Below are 15727 nucleotides of genomic sequence, written 5' to 3'. Positions count from 1 at the left end.
CGTCGTCACCGATCTTACCGAGCGGTCCGCACCGCCCGCGAAAGGGTTTCCCGGCGCTGCCCGCTTCGCGCGGCGCCCCGGTGCTCGCCCGACCGCGCTCCTCGCCCGGCCCGTGCTGCCCGCCCGACCCCGCTCGCGCCCCGCCCTCACTCCCCGTCCGGCCCGCACGCCTCCTCGAAGAAGTCCAGGTTCTCGTGCAGGCCCTTCAGCAGCCGGTCCCGCTCCGTCTCGTCGACCTGGACGGGGACGACCCCGGTGGCGTCGGTGAGGCGGCGGAAGCCGCCACGGCTCTCCAGCCGGCCCGCGACCCGGATCGGTAGACCGACGAGGTGGGCGTGGCCGGCCGTGCGGTACGCCTCCTCGTCGAGGGCGACCCGGACGTGCGGCACCTCCGCGCCGCCGAGCACCCGCAGCCGCACGATCCCCTCGCCGCGCGGCCCGGAGCGGCGCATGCGGACGACGACGCCGGTGAGCCGGACCGGCACGGACGGCTCGTCGGTCAGATAGCGGGCGCTCGCCTCCCGCAGGGCGGGCAGGTCGCCGGGCGAGAACTCGACCGGTTCGGGCCGGGTCGCGCACCCCTGGGGCGCGCCGGCGGCCGGCGCCCACTCCAGGGCGACGCGGGCGCCTTCGGTGCCCCGGACGAGCGCGACGAGGGCCTCGGTGAGCTCGCGGCTGACGCCCGCCTCGACGGCGGCGTCGAAGGCCTCCATGCCGCCGGTGGCCCGTTGGTAGTCGGTGGCCTCGCGGGCCGCGTGAAGGGCGTGGTAGAGCCGCACGGCGATCGGGCGGCCCGGTTCGACCGGCAGGAAGGCGGTGAGACCGCGGCCGCCGGGCGCCGCGCCGACCACGACGGTCTCCAGGGAGGCCTGGGCGGCCCGGCGGTGGCGGGCGCCGTGGTAGCCGGCCCGGCCGCGCACGGCGAGGGCGCCGGCGAGGAGGAGCTGGCGGGCGGCGGACCTGAGCTGCTCCTGCACGGTCCAGGGGACGGTGCCGGCCGGGCCCGGGGGCACGTCGCGCCACCAGCGGATCTCGTCGCTGGGCACGGAGAGGCCGGTGAGGACCTCGCGGGCGGAGGGCGTGGCGCTGCGGGCGAGGGCGGTGAGCGCCTCGCCGAGCAGGTCCTCGCAGTCCGGGAAGGCGCGGCTCTCCGGGACGAGGAGGCTGGTGCCGGCGCCGCTGCCGGGCGGGGTCCAGCGGCTGTAGCGGCCCACGGCACCGCCGCGCCGCCGCCAGCCGTGCCGGGCGAGCAGCGCGCCGAGGACCCGCGGGTCGACCCTGCCCGGGTCGGGCGCGCCCTGGGTGTCGGCCCAGGGTCCGATGGGCGGGGCGGGGACGCCGGTCCAGGGTCCGGGGGTCTCGCCGGGTGCCGGGTGGGGCCGGTAGGGCGGGGGGACGGGGCCGCGCCCGGCCCCGTCCCCCTCGTCCCCGAACCCTGGTTCGTCGATCGGTCGGTGCATCAAGGTCTCCCTCCCACCCCGACCCGGGTCATGATCTCGCAGAGCGCCCGGTCGTCGAAGATCCGCGTCGTCGGGATGCGCACGGTGGTCCGGCGCCGTCCCGTGACCGGGTGCCCGGCCAGGTTGATCCAGTAGCAGCAGTGCCGCAGGTCGAGCCGGTCGTGGCTCGCCCTCAGCCAGTCCTCCTGTGACCTCGGGACGAGCATCACGACGAGGATCTTGTGCACGGACACCGGAGTCCGGGCGAGTTTCACCAGGTGGTCGTTGTCGAGGGTGAACGAGAACGCGCCGCCGGGCGGGCGCGGCGCTATCTGGTAGGTGCACTTGAGCTGCACCTTGATGGTCACTTCGTCGTCGACGGTGTGCCCGGGAGCGCTGTGGCTCACGTGCCAGTCGATGCCGTTGTCCGGAAAGGGCTGGGACAGCGAGCAGCCGGCCGCGGCGGCGACGGCGTGCAGGTATCCCACCTGAAGGGTCTCCATGCAGGCGGTGGTGGCGAGTGAGCCGCGCGTCGGTGCCACCCGCTGGGGCGGCAGCCCTCCCGACTCGGGCTGGGCGAGCGCCATGTCGTCTTCCTTCCCCGTCCCTTGTGTTGTGACCGGTCCGCGTACGACGCAAACAGTCCGGGTATCACCGTTTCGGGGCAGGGGGTTGGCCATCTGCCGCACGTGTGCAGGGAGTTCGGGGATGTCGATGCACTGGTACGAAGGGCCCCTGGCCGCTTTCGACACGGAGACCACGGGAATCGACGTCGAGGAGGACCGGATCGTCTCGGCCGCCCTCGTCGTCCAGGACACGGAGGGGGCGCGTCCGCGGGTGACGCGCTGGCTGGTCAACCCCGGCATACCGGTGCCGGAGGGGGCGACGGCCGTCCACGGCCTGACGGACGATCACCTCCAGCGCAACGGCCGGTGGCCGGCCCCGGTGATGGAGGAGCTGGCGCGCGCGCTGGCCGAGCAGTCGGCGGCTGGACGGCCGCTGGTGGTGATGAACGCGCCGTTCGATCTGACGATCCTGGACCGCGAGCTGCGCCGGCACCGGGCGTCGACGCTGGGCGACTACACGGCGGGCAGCCCCCTGTGCGTGCTCGATCCGCGGGTCCTGGACAAGCACCTGGACCGCTACCGGAAGGGCCGCAGGACGTTGACGGACCTGTGCGCCCACTACGAGGTCGAGCTGTCGGGCGCGCACGACGCCGCGGCGGACGCGACGGCGGCGATGGATGTCGTACGGGCGGTGGCGCGGCGCTTCTCGTCCCGCCTCGAGCGGCTGACGCCGGCGGAGCTCCACACGCTCCAGGCGGTGTGGCACGCGGCGCAGGCGCGGGGGCTCCAGGCCTGGTTCACCCGGCAGGGCACGCCGGAGACGGTGGACCCGGCGTGGCCGCTGCGGCCGGAGCTGCGCACGGCGGCGTGACGGGGCCGGGAATGGCATGACGGGGCCGGGAATGCGGAAGGCCGGTCCGTCTTTCGACGGACCGGCCTCTCCCGGTGGGCGATACTGGGATCGAACCAGTGACCCCTTCGGTGTGAACGAAGTGCTCTCCCGCTGAGCTAATCGCCCGGGAACGGGTTGAACCATACAGGCCCGCGCGCCCTTCGTTCAAACCGCGCCGAGCAGAGCGGCGAGTCCGCGCCGTCCCCCGCGCATCATCAGGGCGTGGTTGGCGCGGAAGACCGGCCGCCCCGGGACGGCGAGGGCCCGCAGGAGGCGGGCGCGGACCTCCACCTCCTGCTCGTACAGGGCGTGGGTGCCGGCCCCGTCCACCGTGAGGGTCCAGCGGGCCCATCCCTCCAGGTCCCCGCCGAGGCCGATCTCCAGGACGCCGGCGGCCGGGTCGCGGCGCAGGGCCCGGACGGTGACGACGAGGTCGTACGGGAGGAGGGAGCGGAAGCGGGCGGTGCCGGTGGTGTCGTCGAGGGGGGCGACCTCACGGACCTGGGGCCACCAGCGGGGGTAGTCCTCGGCGTGCTCGAGGACCGCGTAGACGGCGTCGGGCGGGGCGGCGAGCCGCCAGACGCAGCGGAAGCGGTACCGGCACCAGTCCATGCCCCCAGTGTGGGCGTACTCAGGCGGGAATCTGAGTACCGGGACGCATTCCCGCCGGCTGTGGCCGGAGCCACACTCCGGGTATGGACAACTCCCTGCCGCCCGCGGACGAGCTGGTGCTCGTCGACCGCGAGCTGGCGCAACTCGACGCGCGCCGGTCCCAGTTGCTGGCCCGCCGCGCCTGGCTGGTCCAGGTGCTGTACCCGCCGGTCGCTGCGGCCCCGCTCCACCCGCGACCGCCGGTCGCGGACTCGACGCCCCGCAGCGCGCAGAACGTGCTCCTGACGCTCGGCGGCACGCTGCTGGCGATCGCGGCGGTCGCCTTCACCCTGGTGAGCTGGGGCTCGATGGGGATCGGCGCCCGCGCGACGGTGCTGGCCGTGGTGACGGGTGCGGCGCTCGCGGCGCCGGTGGCGCTGCTGCGCAAGGGCCTGGTGTCGACGGCCGAGTCGGTGGCGGCGCTGGGGCTCGTCCTGATGGTGCTCGACGCGTACGCGCTGCACCGGGTGGCGCTGGCGGAGACGGACGGCCTGGGGTACACCGCCGTGGCGTCGGCGGTCCTCGCGGGCGCGTGGACGGCGTACGGCTCGGTGTCGTCCCGGCTGCGGATCCCGCTGCCGGCCGCCGTGGTCGCGGCGCAGCTGCCGCTGCCGCTGGGGGCGCTCGCGGCCGGGGGCGGGTCGACGGCCTTCGCGTGGGCGGCGCTCCTGACGGCGACGGCGGACGCGGCGGTCGTGCTGTGGGCCCGACCGGCGTCCGTCCGGATCACGGCGGCCACGGCCGCGACCGGCCTGGGCGGCTGGGCCCTGCTGACGGGCGGCTGGCTCTCCCTCGTCTCCCCGTGGAGCGGCGCACCGCTCCTCCTCGCGGGCGCGGCGGTCGCCCTGTACGCGGCCCGGCGCGTCCCCGCCTTCGCGGCGGCGACCTCGGCGGTCGCGGGCCTGGCGATCCTGACGGCCGCGGGCGGTCTCCTGCGCACGGCCCTCCCGCCGGACTGGGTGGTCCCGGGCTACGTCCTCTGCGCCCTGGCCCTGACCGCGGTGTGGCGCCTGGGCGACGCGCCGACGGTCCCGACGGGCGCAGGGCCCGGCTCGACGGGCCCGGGCTCCGGCCCGGCGGCCTCGGGCCTCGACCCGACGGTCCCCGCCGACAAGGGGTCCGGCCCGGCCGACGCGGGTTCCGGCGCGGCTGCCCCGACCGGCGCCGGCTCGGGGTCGACGGCTCCGGTCGGCGCGGAGTCCGCCCCGGCGGCCTCCGTAGGCGCGGAGTCCGGCGCCGGCGGCTTCGGGGGGCGTGTGCCGCGTGGGATACGGATCGGTCTGGTCGGTGCGGGTGCCGGTGTCGTGGCGCTCGGGGTCGTGTGGGCGCTGCCGCCGGTGGTGGCGGGGCTCCTCGGGCCGGTGGCCCGGACGACCGACGTCTGGTCGGGCGAGCACGCCGCGCGTGCCCTGGCCTCCTACCCGGCGACCGCCCTCCTCGTCCTCGCGGCGGCCGTCGCCGCCCTTGCGGTCCTCCCCCGCCTCTGGGCCCGCTGCGGGGCCCTCGCCCTCGCCTGGGCGCTGCTCACCGCCCTGCCGGTCTCCCTCGACCTGCCGTACGCGGCGACGCTCTCCCTCCAGCTGCTGACCTCGGCGGCGGCCCTGTGGATCGCGGTCCGTCCGGGCCCGCTGACGCGCGGCCTGCCCCCGACCGGCCGCCAGGTCTCTCCGGAGGCGGCCGCGCCTCAGGCCTCCGGGCCCGGGACGCCCTGGCCCTCCTGGGCGCCCTCCCCGTCACGGAAGCCGGTCCTGGAGGCCGGGACCGTCCTCGGGTGGACCGCGTACGCCGGCGGGGTCGCGTCCGCCCTGAGCGCGGTGGCGCTCGCCCTGGACGTGCGGGGCGCCACCTTCGCCGCGCTCGGCGCGGTCCTCGCGCTCCTCACGGGCGTCGCGGTGCTCGGCGGGGACGCGCGCCGGGTGGTCTCCGCCGTCGGTGCGGTGCTCGCGGCGACGGGACTCGTGTTCGCGGTGGCGGCCGCCGGCGGGTTCGAGGACCGGTGGACGGCGTTCGCGCTGCTGCTCGTCCCGGCGGCGACCGCCGCGCTCGGCTCCCGGGCGCCGCGCCCGGTGGCCCTGGCGGTCGAGGTCACGGGCGGGGCCGTGGGGCTGCTCGCCCTCGGGATCGCCGCGTCCCGGCCCGCGTTCCTCGCGCTCGCGCTGGCCCTCGGCGGGGTGATCGCGGCGGCCACGGCCGTCCGGCCCGAGCGGCGGCGGTTCGGCTCGTGGACGGCGGCGGTGCTGTTCCTGCTCGCCACGTGGGTGCGGCTCGCGGTCTGGGACGTGACGGCCCCGGAGGCGTACACGCTGCCGGTGTCGGTGCCCGCACTGGTCGTCGGGTACCTGCGGCGGCGCCGGGACCCGGAGGCCTCGTCCTGGACGGCGTACGGCCCCGGCCTGGCGGTGACGCTGCTGCCGAGCCTGCCGGCGGCCTGGGTGGACCCGGAGTGGGTGCGCCCGCTGGCCCTGGGGGGCGCGGCGCTCGTGGTGACGCTCCTCGGCGCCCGCTTCCGGCTCCAGGCGCTCCTGGTGCTGGGCGGCGTGGTGCTCGTCCTGGACGGGCTGCACGAGCTGGCGCCGTACGTGGTGCAGGTGGTGGGCGCGCTGCCGCGCTGGCTGCCGCCGGCCCTGGCGGGGCTGCTGCTGCTCGCGGTGGGCGCCACGTACGAGCAGCGGCTGCGGGACGCCCGGCGGCTGCGGGAGCGGCTCGGGCGGATGCGGTGAGACGCCGAAGGCCCGGAGACGGTGTTCCGTCTCCGGGCCTTCGGGCCGGGTGGTGGGCGATACTGGGATCGAACCAGTGACCCCTTCGGTGTGAACGAAGTGCTCTCCCGCTGAGCTAATCGCCCCGGCGCACCGCAAACATTACCGCATGTCAGCGGTGCTTCCGAACCACCGGAAGGTCACTCGTCGATCTTCCACGGCATGACGAAGCCGAACTTCCAGAGGTAGACGCCCAGCAGGGCGGCGACGATCACCAGACCGATGGTGGTGAGGATGATGTTCCGGCGGCGGACCTTGGGGTCGAGGGCGCGCTGGGCGGCCTCCGTGACCTTGCGCTTGGTCCAGCGGAGCACGAGCTGGGCCCAGACGAACTCGGTCGCCCAGATCGCCATGCCGCCGAAGATGACCAGCCAGCCGGGTCCCGGGAGCGGCAGCATCACCACTCCGGCGCCGACCACGGCGAGCCCCACGACGAAGACGCCGACCTGCCAGCTCAGATGCAGGCCTCGCCGGGACTTGATGAACTCCGGTGCGCGGGATCCCAGTTCGGCTTCCTGGCCGTCCGCGGACTCCCCGGCGCGCTCGTCACTCTCCGCATTCATGCCCCCAACTTACCGGACGGGGAGCCCCCACCGGAATGGCGGTATTACCGCAGGTCACACGCCCCCATACGAGCTACCTGAACGGCCACAAAACCGACAGAGGGGTTTACAACGGCACCGGAGGTGGCATGTCGATTTCGCCGACGTGCGAATCCCCGAGCGCACACTGAGCGAAAGGCCCTGGCGCTTATGAACACCACGGTCAGCTGCGAGCTGCACCTGCGCCTCGTTGTGTCGAGCGAGTCATCACTGCCTGTACCCGCGGGCCTGCGGTATGACACGGCCGATCCGTATGCCGTGCACGCCACCTTCCACACCGGAGCCGAAGAGACGGTCGAGTGGGTCTTCGCCCGCGACCTTCTCGCCGAGGGGCTGCACCGCCCCACCGGCACGGGCGACGTCCGCGTCTGGCCGTCCCGCAGCCACGGTCAGGGAGTCGTCTGCATCGCGTTGAGCTCCCCCGAGGGAGAAGCCCTGCTCGAGGCCCCGGCGAGGGCCCTGGAGTCGTTCCTGAAGAGGACCGACGCCGCCGTGCCACCGGGCACCGAGCACCGGCACTTCGACCTGGACACGGAGCTCTCCCACATCCTGGCCGACAGCTGAGCCAGGCCGAGAGCCGCACGGCGCCGTCCGACTCGGGGAGACGGCGCCGCGCGGACAGTCACATAGGCACGAGATCCGGCGCTCCCACCGCGCAGCCGGCGCGGTGGCGGGCGCCGGTGTCGTTTTCCGGGGCGCGCTAAAGTCAGCGCCATTCCGCGGGCGCCCGCCCGCGGCCGGCCAGGGAGCGAATCGTGCTGATCCCCCACGACACCCGGATCGCCCTCGACACCGTCGTCGATCTGATGAACACCGCGCCCCAGGGCGACCGCGCCGACGAGCTCGCGGACGTCCCGGAGCTCCACGACTTCCTGGACGCGCACAAGGTCAGCGGCGTGGGTGAGCTCGGCCCCGACGACCTGCGCGCCGTGCGCGAGGTGCGCGAGAAGTTCGCGGCGGTCTTCTCCGCCCCCGAGGCCCGGATCGCGGCCCCCCTGATCAACCAGCTGGTGGCGGGCGCGGGCACCACCCCCCAGCTCACCGACCACGACGGCTACGACTGGCACGTGCACTACTTCGCGCCGGGCGCCTCGGTGGCGGACCACCTCGCGGCCGACTGCGGCATGGCCCTGGCGTTCATCGTCGTGGCGGGCGAGCAGGAGCGGCTGCGGCGCTGCGAGGCGCCGGACTGCGGCCGGGCCTTCGTGGACCTCTCGCGCAACCGCTCGCGCCGGTACTGCGACAGCCGGACCTGCGGCAACCGTCTGCACGTGGCCGCGTACCGGGCGCGCCGCAAGGAAGCCGCCGGCTGAGCCCCCTCGGGAGGGTCAGAGCACGAAGAGGTCGTGCACGGCGGCCATCAGGAGCAGACAGCCGATCACCCCGAGGAAGATCATCAGTGGTGGCTGGGAGAGCGCGAACAGGCAGCCGCGCGGCTCTTCGGCGGGGGCGTCGGTGGCGGCGGGTACGGGCTCCCGCGAGGTATCCAGCATCTCGGGGGGATGATGGCGCACCCCGCACCCTGCGAATCCCGCAACACGCCCCGCCGCGGGGGCCGTTCACTCCTTCCCGTGGATCACGGAAAGGGGACGGACACCGGAACCGCCAGAAGTGATCAGATTCCGTGCTTCTTCAGAATCGCCTCGATGTCGCTGAAGTCCTCACCGGCGGACTGGCCGGCCCGCGGCTTCGCCGTCACGCCACGGGAGGGCGCCGACGCGGCCGGGGCCACGGCTCTCGGCTCGGCTCCCCCGGCGGTCACCTCTTGGCCGGCCCGGCGCCGCTCCACGGCCCGGGTGGACAGGAAGAGCAGCCAGGCGACGCCCAGCACGCCGAAGCCGGCCCAGGCCACCGGGCTGAAGGCCGTGTCGGCGATCCAGTCGACCGCGCCCGTCATCACCAGACCGAGCGGCACCAGGGCGTAGGCCGCGATCCGGGCGGCGGACAGGAATCGCTTCCGGTACGCCGAAATCGCGGCGATGCCCAGGCCCGCCGCGGACACCGCGGAACAGATGGTCTCGGCGAGCATGCGATCCTCCAGGTGCCGGGCGGTACGTCCCTTCCATCCTGCACCGCGGGGACGGCCCGGGCCATGTCCCGGGCCCGGTCTCAGGGAGATCTCCGGGTCGCCCCGGCCGGGATCTCCTCCCCAGGGTGTGCCTCGCCGGTCAGGCCGGACCGGGGAGCGACGGCTGTCGCCCGGGGCCTTCCCAGACCCGAGACCCGCCAGGTCCGAGGGGACGCCCCGCGAGGCGGAGGAGGAGACACGGCGGTGGAGGCACCTCCCGTGCCCGAAGGACTACGGGGGACCGTGCCGACCGACGGCAACGCGGCGAGGCGCGGTGCGCAGGGGTGCCTCCCGGCGGTGGCCGGGGAGCCGCGAGCCCGGCCCGACCGGCCAGGCACTCCCAGGTCCCGGTGAGGGAGACTGCTGCCATGAACGACTCCACCACCGCACCCGCCTCCCCCGTCGTCCTGGAGGCATGGTTCGACCTCCAGTGCCCCGACTGCTTCCAGGCCCTCGACGACGTCCGCGCGCTCCGCGAGAAGTACGGCGACCGGCTCGACGTACAGCTGCGTCACTTCCCGCTGGCCAAGCACAAGCAGGCGTACGCCGCCGCCCAGGCCGCCGAGGAGGCCGTGGAGCAGGGCAAGGGCTGGCCGTACGCGGAGGCGCTGCTCGCCAGGACCGCCGAGCTCGGCGAGCGGGGCGAGCCGGTGCTCCTGGAGGTGGCGGCCGAGCTCGGCCTGGACGCCGAGGAGTTCGACACCGCGCTGATCGACGGCCGGCACCTGCTGACCGTGGACGCCGACGAGGCCGAGGGCAAGGCGATCAAGGTCACCGGCACCCCGACCTACGTCATCGGCGGCGAGCGCCTGGACGGCGGCCAGAGCCAGGAGGGCCTGCGCGAGCGCATCGAGCAGATCGCCGACCGCCTCCTGGAGGCCTAGGGGGTGTCCGGCGGATCAGGGCCGGGGCCGGGACTCCCGGTACGGCGCCTCGCCGCGTTGCCGCAACGCCCCGATAGCTCCGCTGTCGAGGCGCTCCGGCGCCTTGCGAGGCGTCCCCTCGGCCCTGGCGGGCCTGGGGAGACCCCCTGCACCGGACGCCGCGGCCTTCTCCGACCCTGATCCGCCGGACAGGCCCTGGCCGGCTCAGAGCAGCGGCTTCGCGCTGTTGACGAGGACCGTGCGGTAGCCGAGCGACTCGTAGAGCCGGATCGCCGGGGTGTTGCCCGCGAACACGTGCAGTTCGATGAGGCGCTCCCCGGCCTCCAGGGCGGCCCGCTCGGCGAGCAGCATGAGGGCCCGGCCGTAGCCCTTGCCGCGCTCCCCCTCGACGACCTCGACCTCGAAGACGAAGCCCGTCGGCTTCCCGGGCTCGCGCTCGAGGCGGCCCACCCAGAGGTAGCCGACGACCTGCCCGTCGCGCACGCCGACGCTGATGGTGACGCCCGGGGTCTCCAGGCCCTGCGGGAGGAAGCGGCGGTTGCTGTCCTCGGCCTTGGCGAGCGCCTGCTCCTCCGGGACGCCCCGGTCGATCCAGCTCTGCGCGAACGCGGCCTGCGCCTTCGCCGACCACGCGTCGAACTCCGCCTGGGTCGCCGGCCGGTACTCGAAGCCCTCCGGGAGCCGCGGCGGCTCGGCCGGAAGCTCCTTGAGCATGTTGCGGCTGCGCTCGGTGTACCCGAGCGAGCGGGCCATCCGCACCGCGGCCGCCGCCTCCGCCGGCACCGAGATCTGCACCTCGCCGCAGCCCCAGCCGCGCAGCACCTCCTCCGCGGCGAGCGCCGCCACCGTGCCCCGGCCCCGGCCCCGGTCGGGCTCGTCGACCAGGAGGCGGTCGATCAGGCCGGACGCCTTGCCGAAGCCCTCATCGGTGGCGATGCGGACGGATCCGACCCGGCGGCTGTTCACGCAGATGTCGAAGGTGCGGGAACGGCCGCCGTCGGCGGATTGCTGAAGCGGCTCGGTCGGCCGCAGGGTGGTGGTCATCATGGGTGTTCTACCCATCCGCCCGCCACGCGTCATCCGGATTTACGCGAGCCGCGGGTCCCGGTTCCCGGCCGCCCGCTCGTCGAAGACCCGCATCGCCTTGGCGGTGACGGGGCCGGGCGCGCCCGCGAGCTCGCGGCCGTCGACCCGGTGCACGGCCTGGACGTCGCGCAGGGTCGAGGTCAGGAAGATCTCGTCGGCGCTCTCCAGCACCTCCAGCGGCAGGTCGGTCTCCTGGGCGCCGGTCCACTCCACGGCAAGGGCCCGGGTGATGCCCGCGAGGCAGCCGGAGGAGACGGGCGGGGTGAGGATCCGGCCGTCGACCACGACGAAGACGTTGGAGCCGGTGCCCTCGCAGAGCTGCCCCACGGTGTTGGCGAAGAGCGCCTCGGAGGCCCCCTGCTCGCGCGCCCTGGCGAGGGCGACGACGTTCTCGGCGTACGAGGTGGTCTTGAGGCCGGTGAGGGCTCCGCGCTCGTTGCGCGTCCAGGGGACGGTGATCACGGCGGTCGAGTCGGGGCGGCGGCTCGTCTCGCCGAGGGCGACGACCAGGCTCGCGCCCGCGTCGCCGCGCTCCGAGCCGAGCGGGGAGAGTCCGCCGGTGTACGTGATGCGGAGCCGGCCGAGCTCCATCGGGTTGGCCTCCAGGACGGCCGCGCAGGCGCGGCGGACCTCGCCGAGGTCGGGGTCGGGCAGGCCGAGGCCGCGGGCGGAGCGGGTGAGCCGCTCCAGGTGAAGCGTGAGAGCAAACGTTTCGCCACGCTCCGCCTTGACCGTCTCGAAGATGCCGTCGCCGACGGTCAGTCCGTGGTCCAGTACGGAGACCCGGGCGGTCTCCGCGTCGTGCAGCCCGCCGTTGACCCAGAGTTTCATCGAGAAGTGGCCTTTCCGCTCGCCTCACAGGCGCCTGACTCGTAGGCGCCCGACGCTATCGCGACCAGCCGGGCCGCCTTCAGCTCGGTCTCCTCCCACTCGCGCTCCGGGTCGGAGCCCCAGGTGATCCCGGCGCCCGTACCGAAGCGGAGCACGCCCTCGGGGCGGTCGATCCAGAAGGTGCGTATGCCCACGGCCAGCTCGGCGGTGCCCGCGTCGGCGTCGACCCAGCCGATGCCCCCGCAGTACGGCCCCCGGGGCACGGTCTCCAGCGCCTCGATGATCCGCAGCGCACTGGACTTGGGCGCGCCGGTGACGGAGCCGGGCGGGAAGGTGGCGGCGAGCAGCCCGGGCCAGCCGGCGTCCTCGCGAAGCAGTCCGGTGACCGTGGACACGAGGTGGACGAGGCCGGGGTGCTCCTCGACGGCGCAGAGCTCGGGGACCGCGACGGTGCCGGTCTCGCTGACGCGGCCCAGGTCGTTGCGGACCAGGTCGACGATCATCACGTTCTCCGCGTGGTCCTTGGGCAGGAGGTCGGCGGCGGTGCGGCCGGTCCCCTTGATGGGGCCCGAGGAGATCAGGGCCCCTTCCCTGCGCAGGTACAGCTCGGGGGACGCGGTGGCGATCTCCACGCCGTGGGCGGGCAGCCGGATCGTTCCGGCATAGGGGGCGGGGTTGCCCCGGGCCAGGAGCGCGGTGAGGGCGTCGACGTCGGCGTCGGCCGGGTCCGGCAGGGGCGCGGTCAGCACCCGGCAGAGGTTCGCCTGGTAGACCTCGCCGCGCGCGATGTGCTCGCGCACGCGCCGTACGCCCGCGGTGTACGCGGCGCGGTCGAGCGAGGACGTCCAGTCACCGGCGGCGGGTCCGCGCCAGGCGCCCGGGACGGGCAGGGGGACCGGGTCGGGCCGGACGTCCCCGAAGCGCGCGCAGGTGAGGCGCCCTTCGAAGTCCGCGCAGACGGCCCAGAAGCCCGCGGAGTCCAGTGCCTCGGGATCATGGGTGACGTCCCGGAGGTCGGTCGCGAGGAGGCCGCCGAAGCGGGCCAGGGGAGCAAGGTCGTGCACGCATCGAGTCTAGGTCCGGTGGGGCGGGGGCACGGGGTCCTGTGCGCCGGGGCACGAGGGGCGCGCGAGGTGGGGGCACGGGGGACGCCTCCGAGGGGGGCTCCCTGCCACCCCGGGGACACGGCGGGTGAACGCCGTGCGAACCCTCCGTGAGGCCCGGCGGGGCACGGGGAAGGGCCCGCAGGTCAGCACGCTGCGGAAACGCGTTTTTGTACTGGCCCAGGAATCCGCTAGAGTTCAACACGTCGCCGGGACGCGCAAGCGGAACGGAAACGACAAGCGGACGTGGCTCAGTTGGTAGAGCATCACCTTGCCAAGGTGAGGGTCGCGAGTTCGAATCTCGTCGTCCGCTCGATGTGGGGGATCTTCCCGAACCCCTGTATTCACTCCTGGTGGAGTGGCCGAGAGGCGAGGCAACGGCCTGCAAAGCCGTCTACACGGGTTCAAATCCCGTCTCCACCTCCAAGGACGATTAGCTCAGCGGGAGAGCGCTTCCCTGACACGGAAGAGGTCACTGGTTCAATCCCAGTATCGTCCACTGGACCTTCGGGTCCTGGATCTTCGGATCCCCCGCGCGATTAGCTCAGCGGGAGAGCGCTTCCCTGACACGGAAGAGGTCACTGGTTCAATCCCAGTATCGCGCACCACAGTTCACGCGCCCTTCGGGTGCGCCCGCGCGATTAGCTCAGCGGGAGAGCGCTTCCCTGACACGGAAGAGGTCACTGGTTCAATCCCAGTATCGCGCACACAGTACGAACACCCCTCGGGTGTACCCGCGCGATTAGCTCAGCGGGAGAGCGCTTCCCTGACACGGAAGAGGTCACTGGTTCAATCCCAGTATCGCGCACCAGCAAGAAGCCCCCGGCCGCAGCTCGCGGCCGGGGGCTTCTTCGCATTCCCGAATCAGGAGGAGAAGAGCATCCGCCCGAAGCCGCCCTTGCGGTAGTGGCCGCCCTGGTGCGGGGCGCCCCAGGCGGGCGCGGCGGGGGCGGGCTGCGCCGGGTAGGCCGGCGGGGCGGGCGGGGCCTGCTGGACCCACTGGGACTCCAGGCGGGTCAGGGCCTCCAGCTCGCCGTAGTCCAGGAAGATGCCCCGGCAACCGCTGCACTGCTCGATCTGGACGCCGTTGCGGTTGTACGTGTGCATGGCCGCATGGCACTTGGGACACTGCATGCTCGGCTCAACTCCCTGACATTGCCGTTCGAATGGTGGCTTCACCTTACGTGGACGCCGAAAGGGCCTACCCGGTTCGATGTCCGGCGATGCGGGCACAGGTGTCGATCATCACTTCCTCGACCTCGTCGAGCGGCCGGCGCTCGGCCGTGGACTTGGCCAGGGCCAGCGCGGCGGTCTGGACCGTCAGCGCCCGGGCGGGCACGTCGAGTCGGCCCCAGGGCTCCGCGTCCACGGCGGGGCCGCCCGCCTCCTGGTACGCGCCGAGGAAACGCGTCCAGACCTCGGGCGGCAGGAGACCGGCGGCGAACCAGGCGGCGGGCCGGGCCAGATCCCACGCCGGGTCTCCCAGGCCGAGGTCGTCGATGTCGATGAGCCGCCAGGGCGCTTCTCCGTCGGAGCGGGCCACGGTGCCGGGCGCGCGGCGGGTGTCGCGGACCAGCTGGCCCAGGTGGAAGTCGCCGTGGCACAGGAGCCGGTGTGCCGTCGCGGGACCGTCGGGAACCGTCCGCCAGGCGTCCAGGACCGTGGCCGCCGCCGGATGGTCCGGAGCCGCGCGACGCATCCGCTCCACGGCGAGGGCCACCTTCTCCGGGGCCCGCATGTCCGGGAGGCGGTCGGCCCAGCCGGGCGGGGGCGGGGTGCGGTGCAGCAGGGCGAGGAGCCGTGCCGCCTCCTCCCACGGTGCGGCGTCGGGATCCTCCGGGGCGACGGGTGGACCGTACGGCCAGACCGTGACCGGGCGGCCGTCCAGCGCGTCGGGGCCCGTCCGCGGCGGCGGGAGGGGCGGCAGGAAGACGCCGCCGAGGTCCTGGTGCGCGGCCAGCGCGAGCCGTACGCGATGGGCCTCGGGGTCGGTGCCGGGCGCGTGCGCCTTCGCGACGAGCCCCCCGTGCCGTACGACGGTCCCGTCGTCCCGGTCCGCCAGCACCCCGACGAGCCCGCCCGCGCAACGGCAGGGCTCGCCGGACGGGTGGGCGGCGGTGTGCGCGAGGGCGGCCAGGCGGTGGAGCGGGCCTCGGCCGTCGGGCGCGGAGGACGGGGAGGGGAGCGACGTCGGGGCTGTCGAGGGTGTCGGGGGTATCGGGAGTGCTGGGGCCACTCCGGGAGCGTACGGGGTGGGTGCTCGCGCCGGTTGCCGCTCGGTGGAGGGCCGGTCCTGCCGGGAACGCGTGACGGCCGGTCCTGCCGGGAACGCCCGAGGGCCGCTTCTTGTCGGGAACGCGCGAGGGCCGGTCAGCTCCCCAGCTGACCGGCCCCACGCTGCCGTCCGCCGCACCCCCGTCCCCACGGGGTTGATGGCCGGATGTCCCGACCCGGGCCGCTCTCCCGGGTCCGGGGCGCCGCTCAGCGCCCCAGCATCACGCCCACGGACGACGCCTGTGTGACCACCGCTTCCCAGCCGCCGAAGACGACCACGAGCAGGGCCGCGAGAGGGAGGACCATGGCCGTGGCCACCAGGGGGTGACGGCGGCCGGAGGGCCGGGTGGTCCGCAGTGCCGTGTAAGCCATGGTTCCTCTCCTGTCGTGTCTGGCGCGGCGGGTGCGTGACCTCGGGGGACGAGTGCTGCACCCGCCGCATGACCTCAACACTAGGGAGCGGGAAGCGCCGGGACGTCATGCCCGCGTACCGACTTCCGGGCCTCCCGAAGGATGACGCCCGCCCGTGCGACGTACTCCCCTGGGTGGAGACGGCGGCCCGGAAGCCCGGG

17 protein-coding genes and 8 tRNA genes are annotated in these 15727 nt (G+C 74.4%); 11 read left to right on the top strand and 14 right to left on the bottom strand.

Annotated features, from left to right (window positions below):
• Positions 1–146 precede the first annotated feature (146 nt).
• Complete coding sequence (locus BLW86_RS30725; protein ID WP_093877047.1) at positions 147–1460, bottom strand: serine/threonine-protein kinase; 1314 nt, start codon at positions 1458–1460, stop codon at positions 147–149.
• A complete protein-coding gene (locus BLW86_RS30720) occupies positions 1460–2026 on the bottom strand; it encodes a DUF4365 domain-containing protein (RefSeq protein ID WP_093877046.1) in 567 nt (188 codons plus the stop codon). Before BLW86_RS30720 ends, BLW86_RS30725 begins: the two co-directional genes overlap by 1 nt.
• Positions 2027–2147: 121 nt before the next feature.
• Here BLW86_RS30720 and BLW86_RS30715 point away from each other — a divergent pair, with 121 nt between their 5' ends.
• Positions 2148–2876, top strand: coding sequence for a 3'-5' exonuclease (locus BLW86_RS30715; protein WP_177181793.1), 729 nt, complete (start codon positions 2148–2150; stop codon positions 2874–2876).
• Between the two features lie 75 nt (positions 2877–2951).
• Here BLW86_RS30715 and BLW86_RS30710 read toward each other — a convergent pair.
• Together BLW86_RS30710 and BLW86_RS30705 are read right to left on the bottom strand one after the other, a co-directional pair.
• Positions 2952–3023, bottom strand: a tRNA-Val gene (locus BLW86_RS30710).
• Positions 3024–3062: 39 nt separating this feature from the next.
• Positions 3063–3509 carry an SRPBCC family protein gene (locus BLW86_RS30705; protein ID WP_093877045.1) on the bottom strand — a complete coding sequence of 149 codons (447 nt, stop codon included), beginning with the start codon at positions 3507–3509 and terminating at the stop codon, positions 3063–3065.
• A gap of 83 nt (positions 3510–3592) precedes the next feature.
• On the opposite strand from BLW86_RS30705, the gene BLW86_RS30700 reads away from it, so the two are divergent.
• Positions 3593–6268 (top strand): SCO7613 C-terminal domain-containing membrane protein, encoded by a 2676-nt coding sequence (locus tag BLW86_RS30700; protein WP_093877044.1) that lies wholly within the window; start codon positions 3593–3595, stop codon positions 6266–6268.
• 50 nt (positions 6269–6318) lie between these two features.
• On the opposite strand, the gene BLW86_RS30695 is transcribed toward BLW86_RS30700, so the two are convergent.
• Positions 6319–6393, bottom strand: a tRNA-Val gene (locus tag BLW86_RS30695).
• A 54-nt stretch (positions 6394–6447) separates the two neighbouring features.
• Positions 6448–6870 carry a TIGR02611 family protein gene (locus BLW86_RS30690; protein WP_093877043.1) on the bottom strand — a complete coding sequence of 141 codons (423 nt, stop codon included), beginning with the start codon at positions 6868–6870 and terminating at the stop codon, positions 6448–6450.
• A 189-nt stretch (positions 6871–7059) separates the two neighbouring features.
• Between BLW86_RS30690 and BLW86_RS30685 the strand changes: the two genes are divergently transcribed.
• Entirely contained in the window at positions 7060–7473 is a 414-nt protein-coding gene (locus tag BLW86_RS30685; RefSeq protein WP_015032345.1) for an SsgA family sporulation/cell division regulator, read from the top strand.
• A gap of 191 nt (positions 7474–7664) precedes the next feature.
• On the top strand, positions 7665–8222 hold the full coding sequence (locus BLW86_RS30680; protein ID WP_093877042.1) for a CGNR zinc finger domain-containing protein: 558 nt from the start codon (positions 7665–7667) through the stop codon (positions 8220–8222).
• A gap of 15 nt (positions 8223–8237) precedes the next feature.
• Here BLW86_RS30680 and BLW86_RS42185 read toward each other — a convergent pair whose 3' ends face one another.
• Positions 8238–8402 carry a hypothetical protein gene (locus BLW86_RS42185; RefSeq protein ID WP_177181792.1) on the bottom strand — a complete coding sequence of 55 codons (165 nt, stop codon included), beginning with the start codon at positions 8400–8402 and terminating at the stop codon, positions 8238–8240.
• 122 nt (positions 8403–8524) lie between these two features.
• Positions 8525–8938 carry a hypothetical protein gene (locus BLW86_RS30675; protein ID WP_093877041.1) on the bottom strand — a complete coding sequence of 138 codons (414 nt, stop codon included), beginning with the start codon at positions 8936–8938 and terminating at the stop codon, positions 8525–8527.
• A 407-nt stretch (positions 8939–9345) separates the two neighbouring features.
• Here BLW86_RS30675 and BLW86_RS30670 point away from each other — a divergent pair, with 407 nt between their 5' ends.
• On the top strand, positions 9346–9861 hold the full coding sequence (locus BLW86_RS30670) for a DsbA family protein (RefSeq protein WP_093877040.1): 516 nt from the start codon (positions 9346–9348) through the stop codon (positions 9859–9861).
• Between the two features lie 204 nt (positions 9862–10065).
• Here the strand turns inward: BLW86_RS30670 and BLW86_RS30665 are convergent, their stop codons facing one another.
• From BLW86_RS30665 to BLW86_RS30655, 3 genes are read right to left on the bottom strand one after another with little or no spacing between them, the layout of a single operon-like run.
• Positions 10066–10905 (bottom strand): GNAT family N-acetyltransferase, encoded by an 840-nt coding sequence (locus BLW86_RS30665; RefSeq protein WP_093878958.1) that lies wholly within the window; start codon positions 10903–10905, stop codon positions 10066–10068.
• A 42-nt stretch (positions 10906–10947) separates the two neighbouring features.
• On the bottom strand, positions 10948–11778 hold the full coding sequence (locus tag BLW86_RS30660) for an aminotransferase class IV (protein ID WP_093877039.1): 831 nt from the start codon (positions 11776–11778) through the stop codon (positions 10948–10950).
• A complete protein-coding gene (locus BLW86_RS30655; RefSeq protein ID WP_093877038.1) occupies positions 11775–12842 on the bottom strand; it encodes a chorismate-binding protein in 1068 nt (355 codons plus the stop codon). The genes BLW86_RS30660 and BLW86_RS30655 overlap by 4 nt, the downstream gene beginning before the upstream one ends.
• Positions 12843–13121: 279 nt before the next feature.
• Here BLW86_RS30655 and BLW86_RS30650 point away from each other — a divergent pair.
• The 6 genes from BLW86_RS30650 (at position 13122) to BLW86_RS30625 (ending at position 13692) form a co-directional block, all read left to right on the top strand.
• Positions 13122–13194, top strand: a tRNA-Gly gene (locus BLW86_RS30650).
• Positions 13195–13233: 39 nt separating this feature from the next.
• A tRNA-Cys gene (locus BLW86_RS30645) sits at positions 13234–13307 on the top strand.
• A gap of 1 nt (position 13308) precedes the next feature.
• Positions 13309–13380: transfer RNA gene (locus BLW86_RS30640), tRNA-Val, on the top strand.
• Positions 13381–13414: 34 nt separating this feature from the next.
• Positions 13415–13489 (top strand) — tRNA-Val (locus BLW86_RS30635).
• 27 nt (positions 13490–13516) lie between these two features.
• A tRNA-Val gene (locus tag BLW86_RS30630) sits at positions 13517–13588 on the top strand.
• 29 nt (positions 13589–13617) lie between these two features.
• Positions 13618–13692 (top strand) — tRNA-Val (locus BLW86_RS30625).
• Positions 13693–13745: 53 nt separating this feature from the next.
• On the opposite strand, the gene BLW86_RS30620 is transcribed toward BLW86_RS30625, so the two are convergent.
• The 3 genes from BLW86_RS30620 to BLW86_RS42180 form a co-directional block, all read right to left on the bottom strand.
• Entirely contained in the window at positions 13746–14015 is a 270-nt protein-coding gene (locus BLW86_RS30620; RefSeq protein ID WP_093877037.1) for a TFIIB-type zinc ribbon-containing protein, read from the bottom strand.
• Between the two features lie 67 nt (positions 14016–14082).
• Complete coding sequence (locus BLW86_RS30615) at positions 14083–15018, bottom strand: phosphotransferase family protein (RefSeq protein WP_093878957.1); 936 nt, start codon at positions 15016–15018, stop codon at positions 14083–14085.
• 344 nt (positions 15019–15362) lie between these two features.
• A complete protein-coding gene (locus BLW86_RS42180; RefSeq protein WP_177181791.1) occupies positions 15363–15527 on the bottom strand; it encodes a hypothetical protein in 165 nt (54 codons plus the stop codon).
• Between the last annotated feature and the right edge of the window lie 200 nt (positions 15528–15727).

The sequence above is a fragment of the Streptomyces sp. TLI_105 genome (assembly GCF_900105415.1).
GTDB lineage: Bacteria > Actinomycetota > Actinomycetes > Streptomycetales > Streptomycetaceae > Streptomyces.
This window is presented reverse-complemented; position numbering and strand designations above follow the sequence as displayed.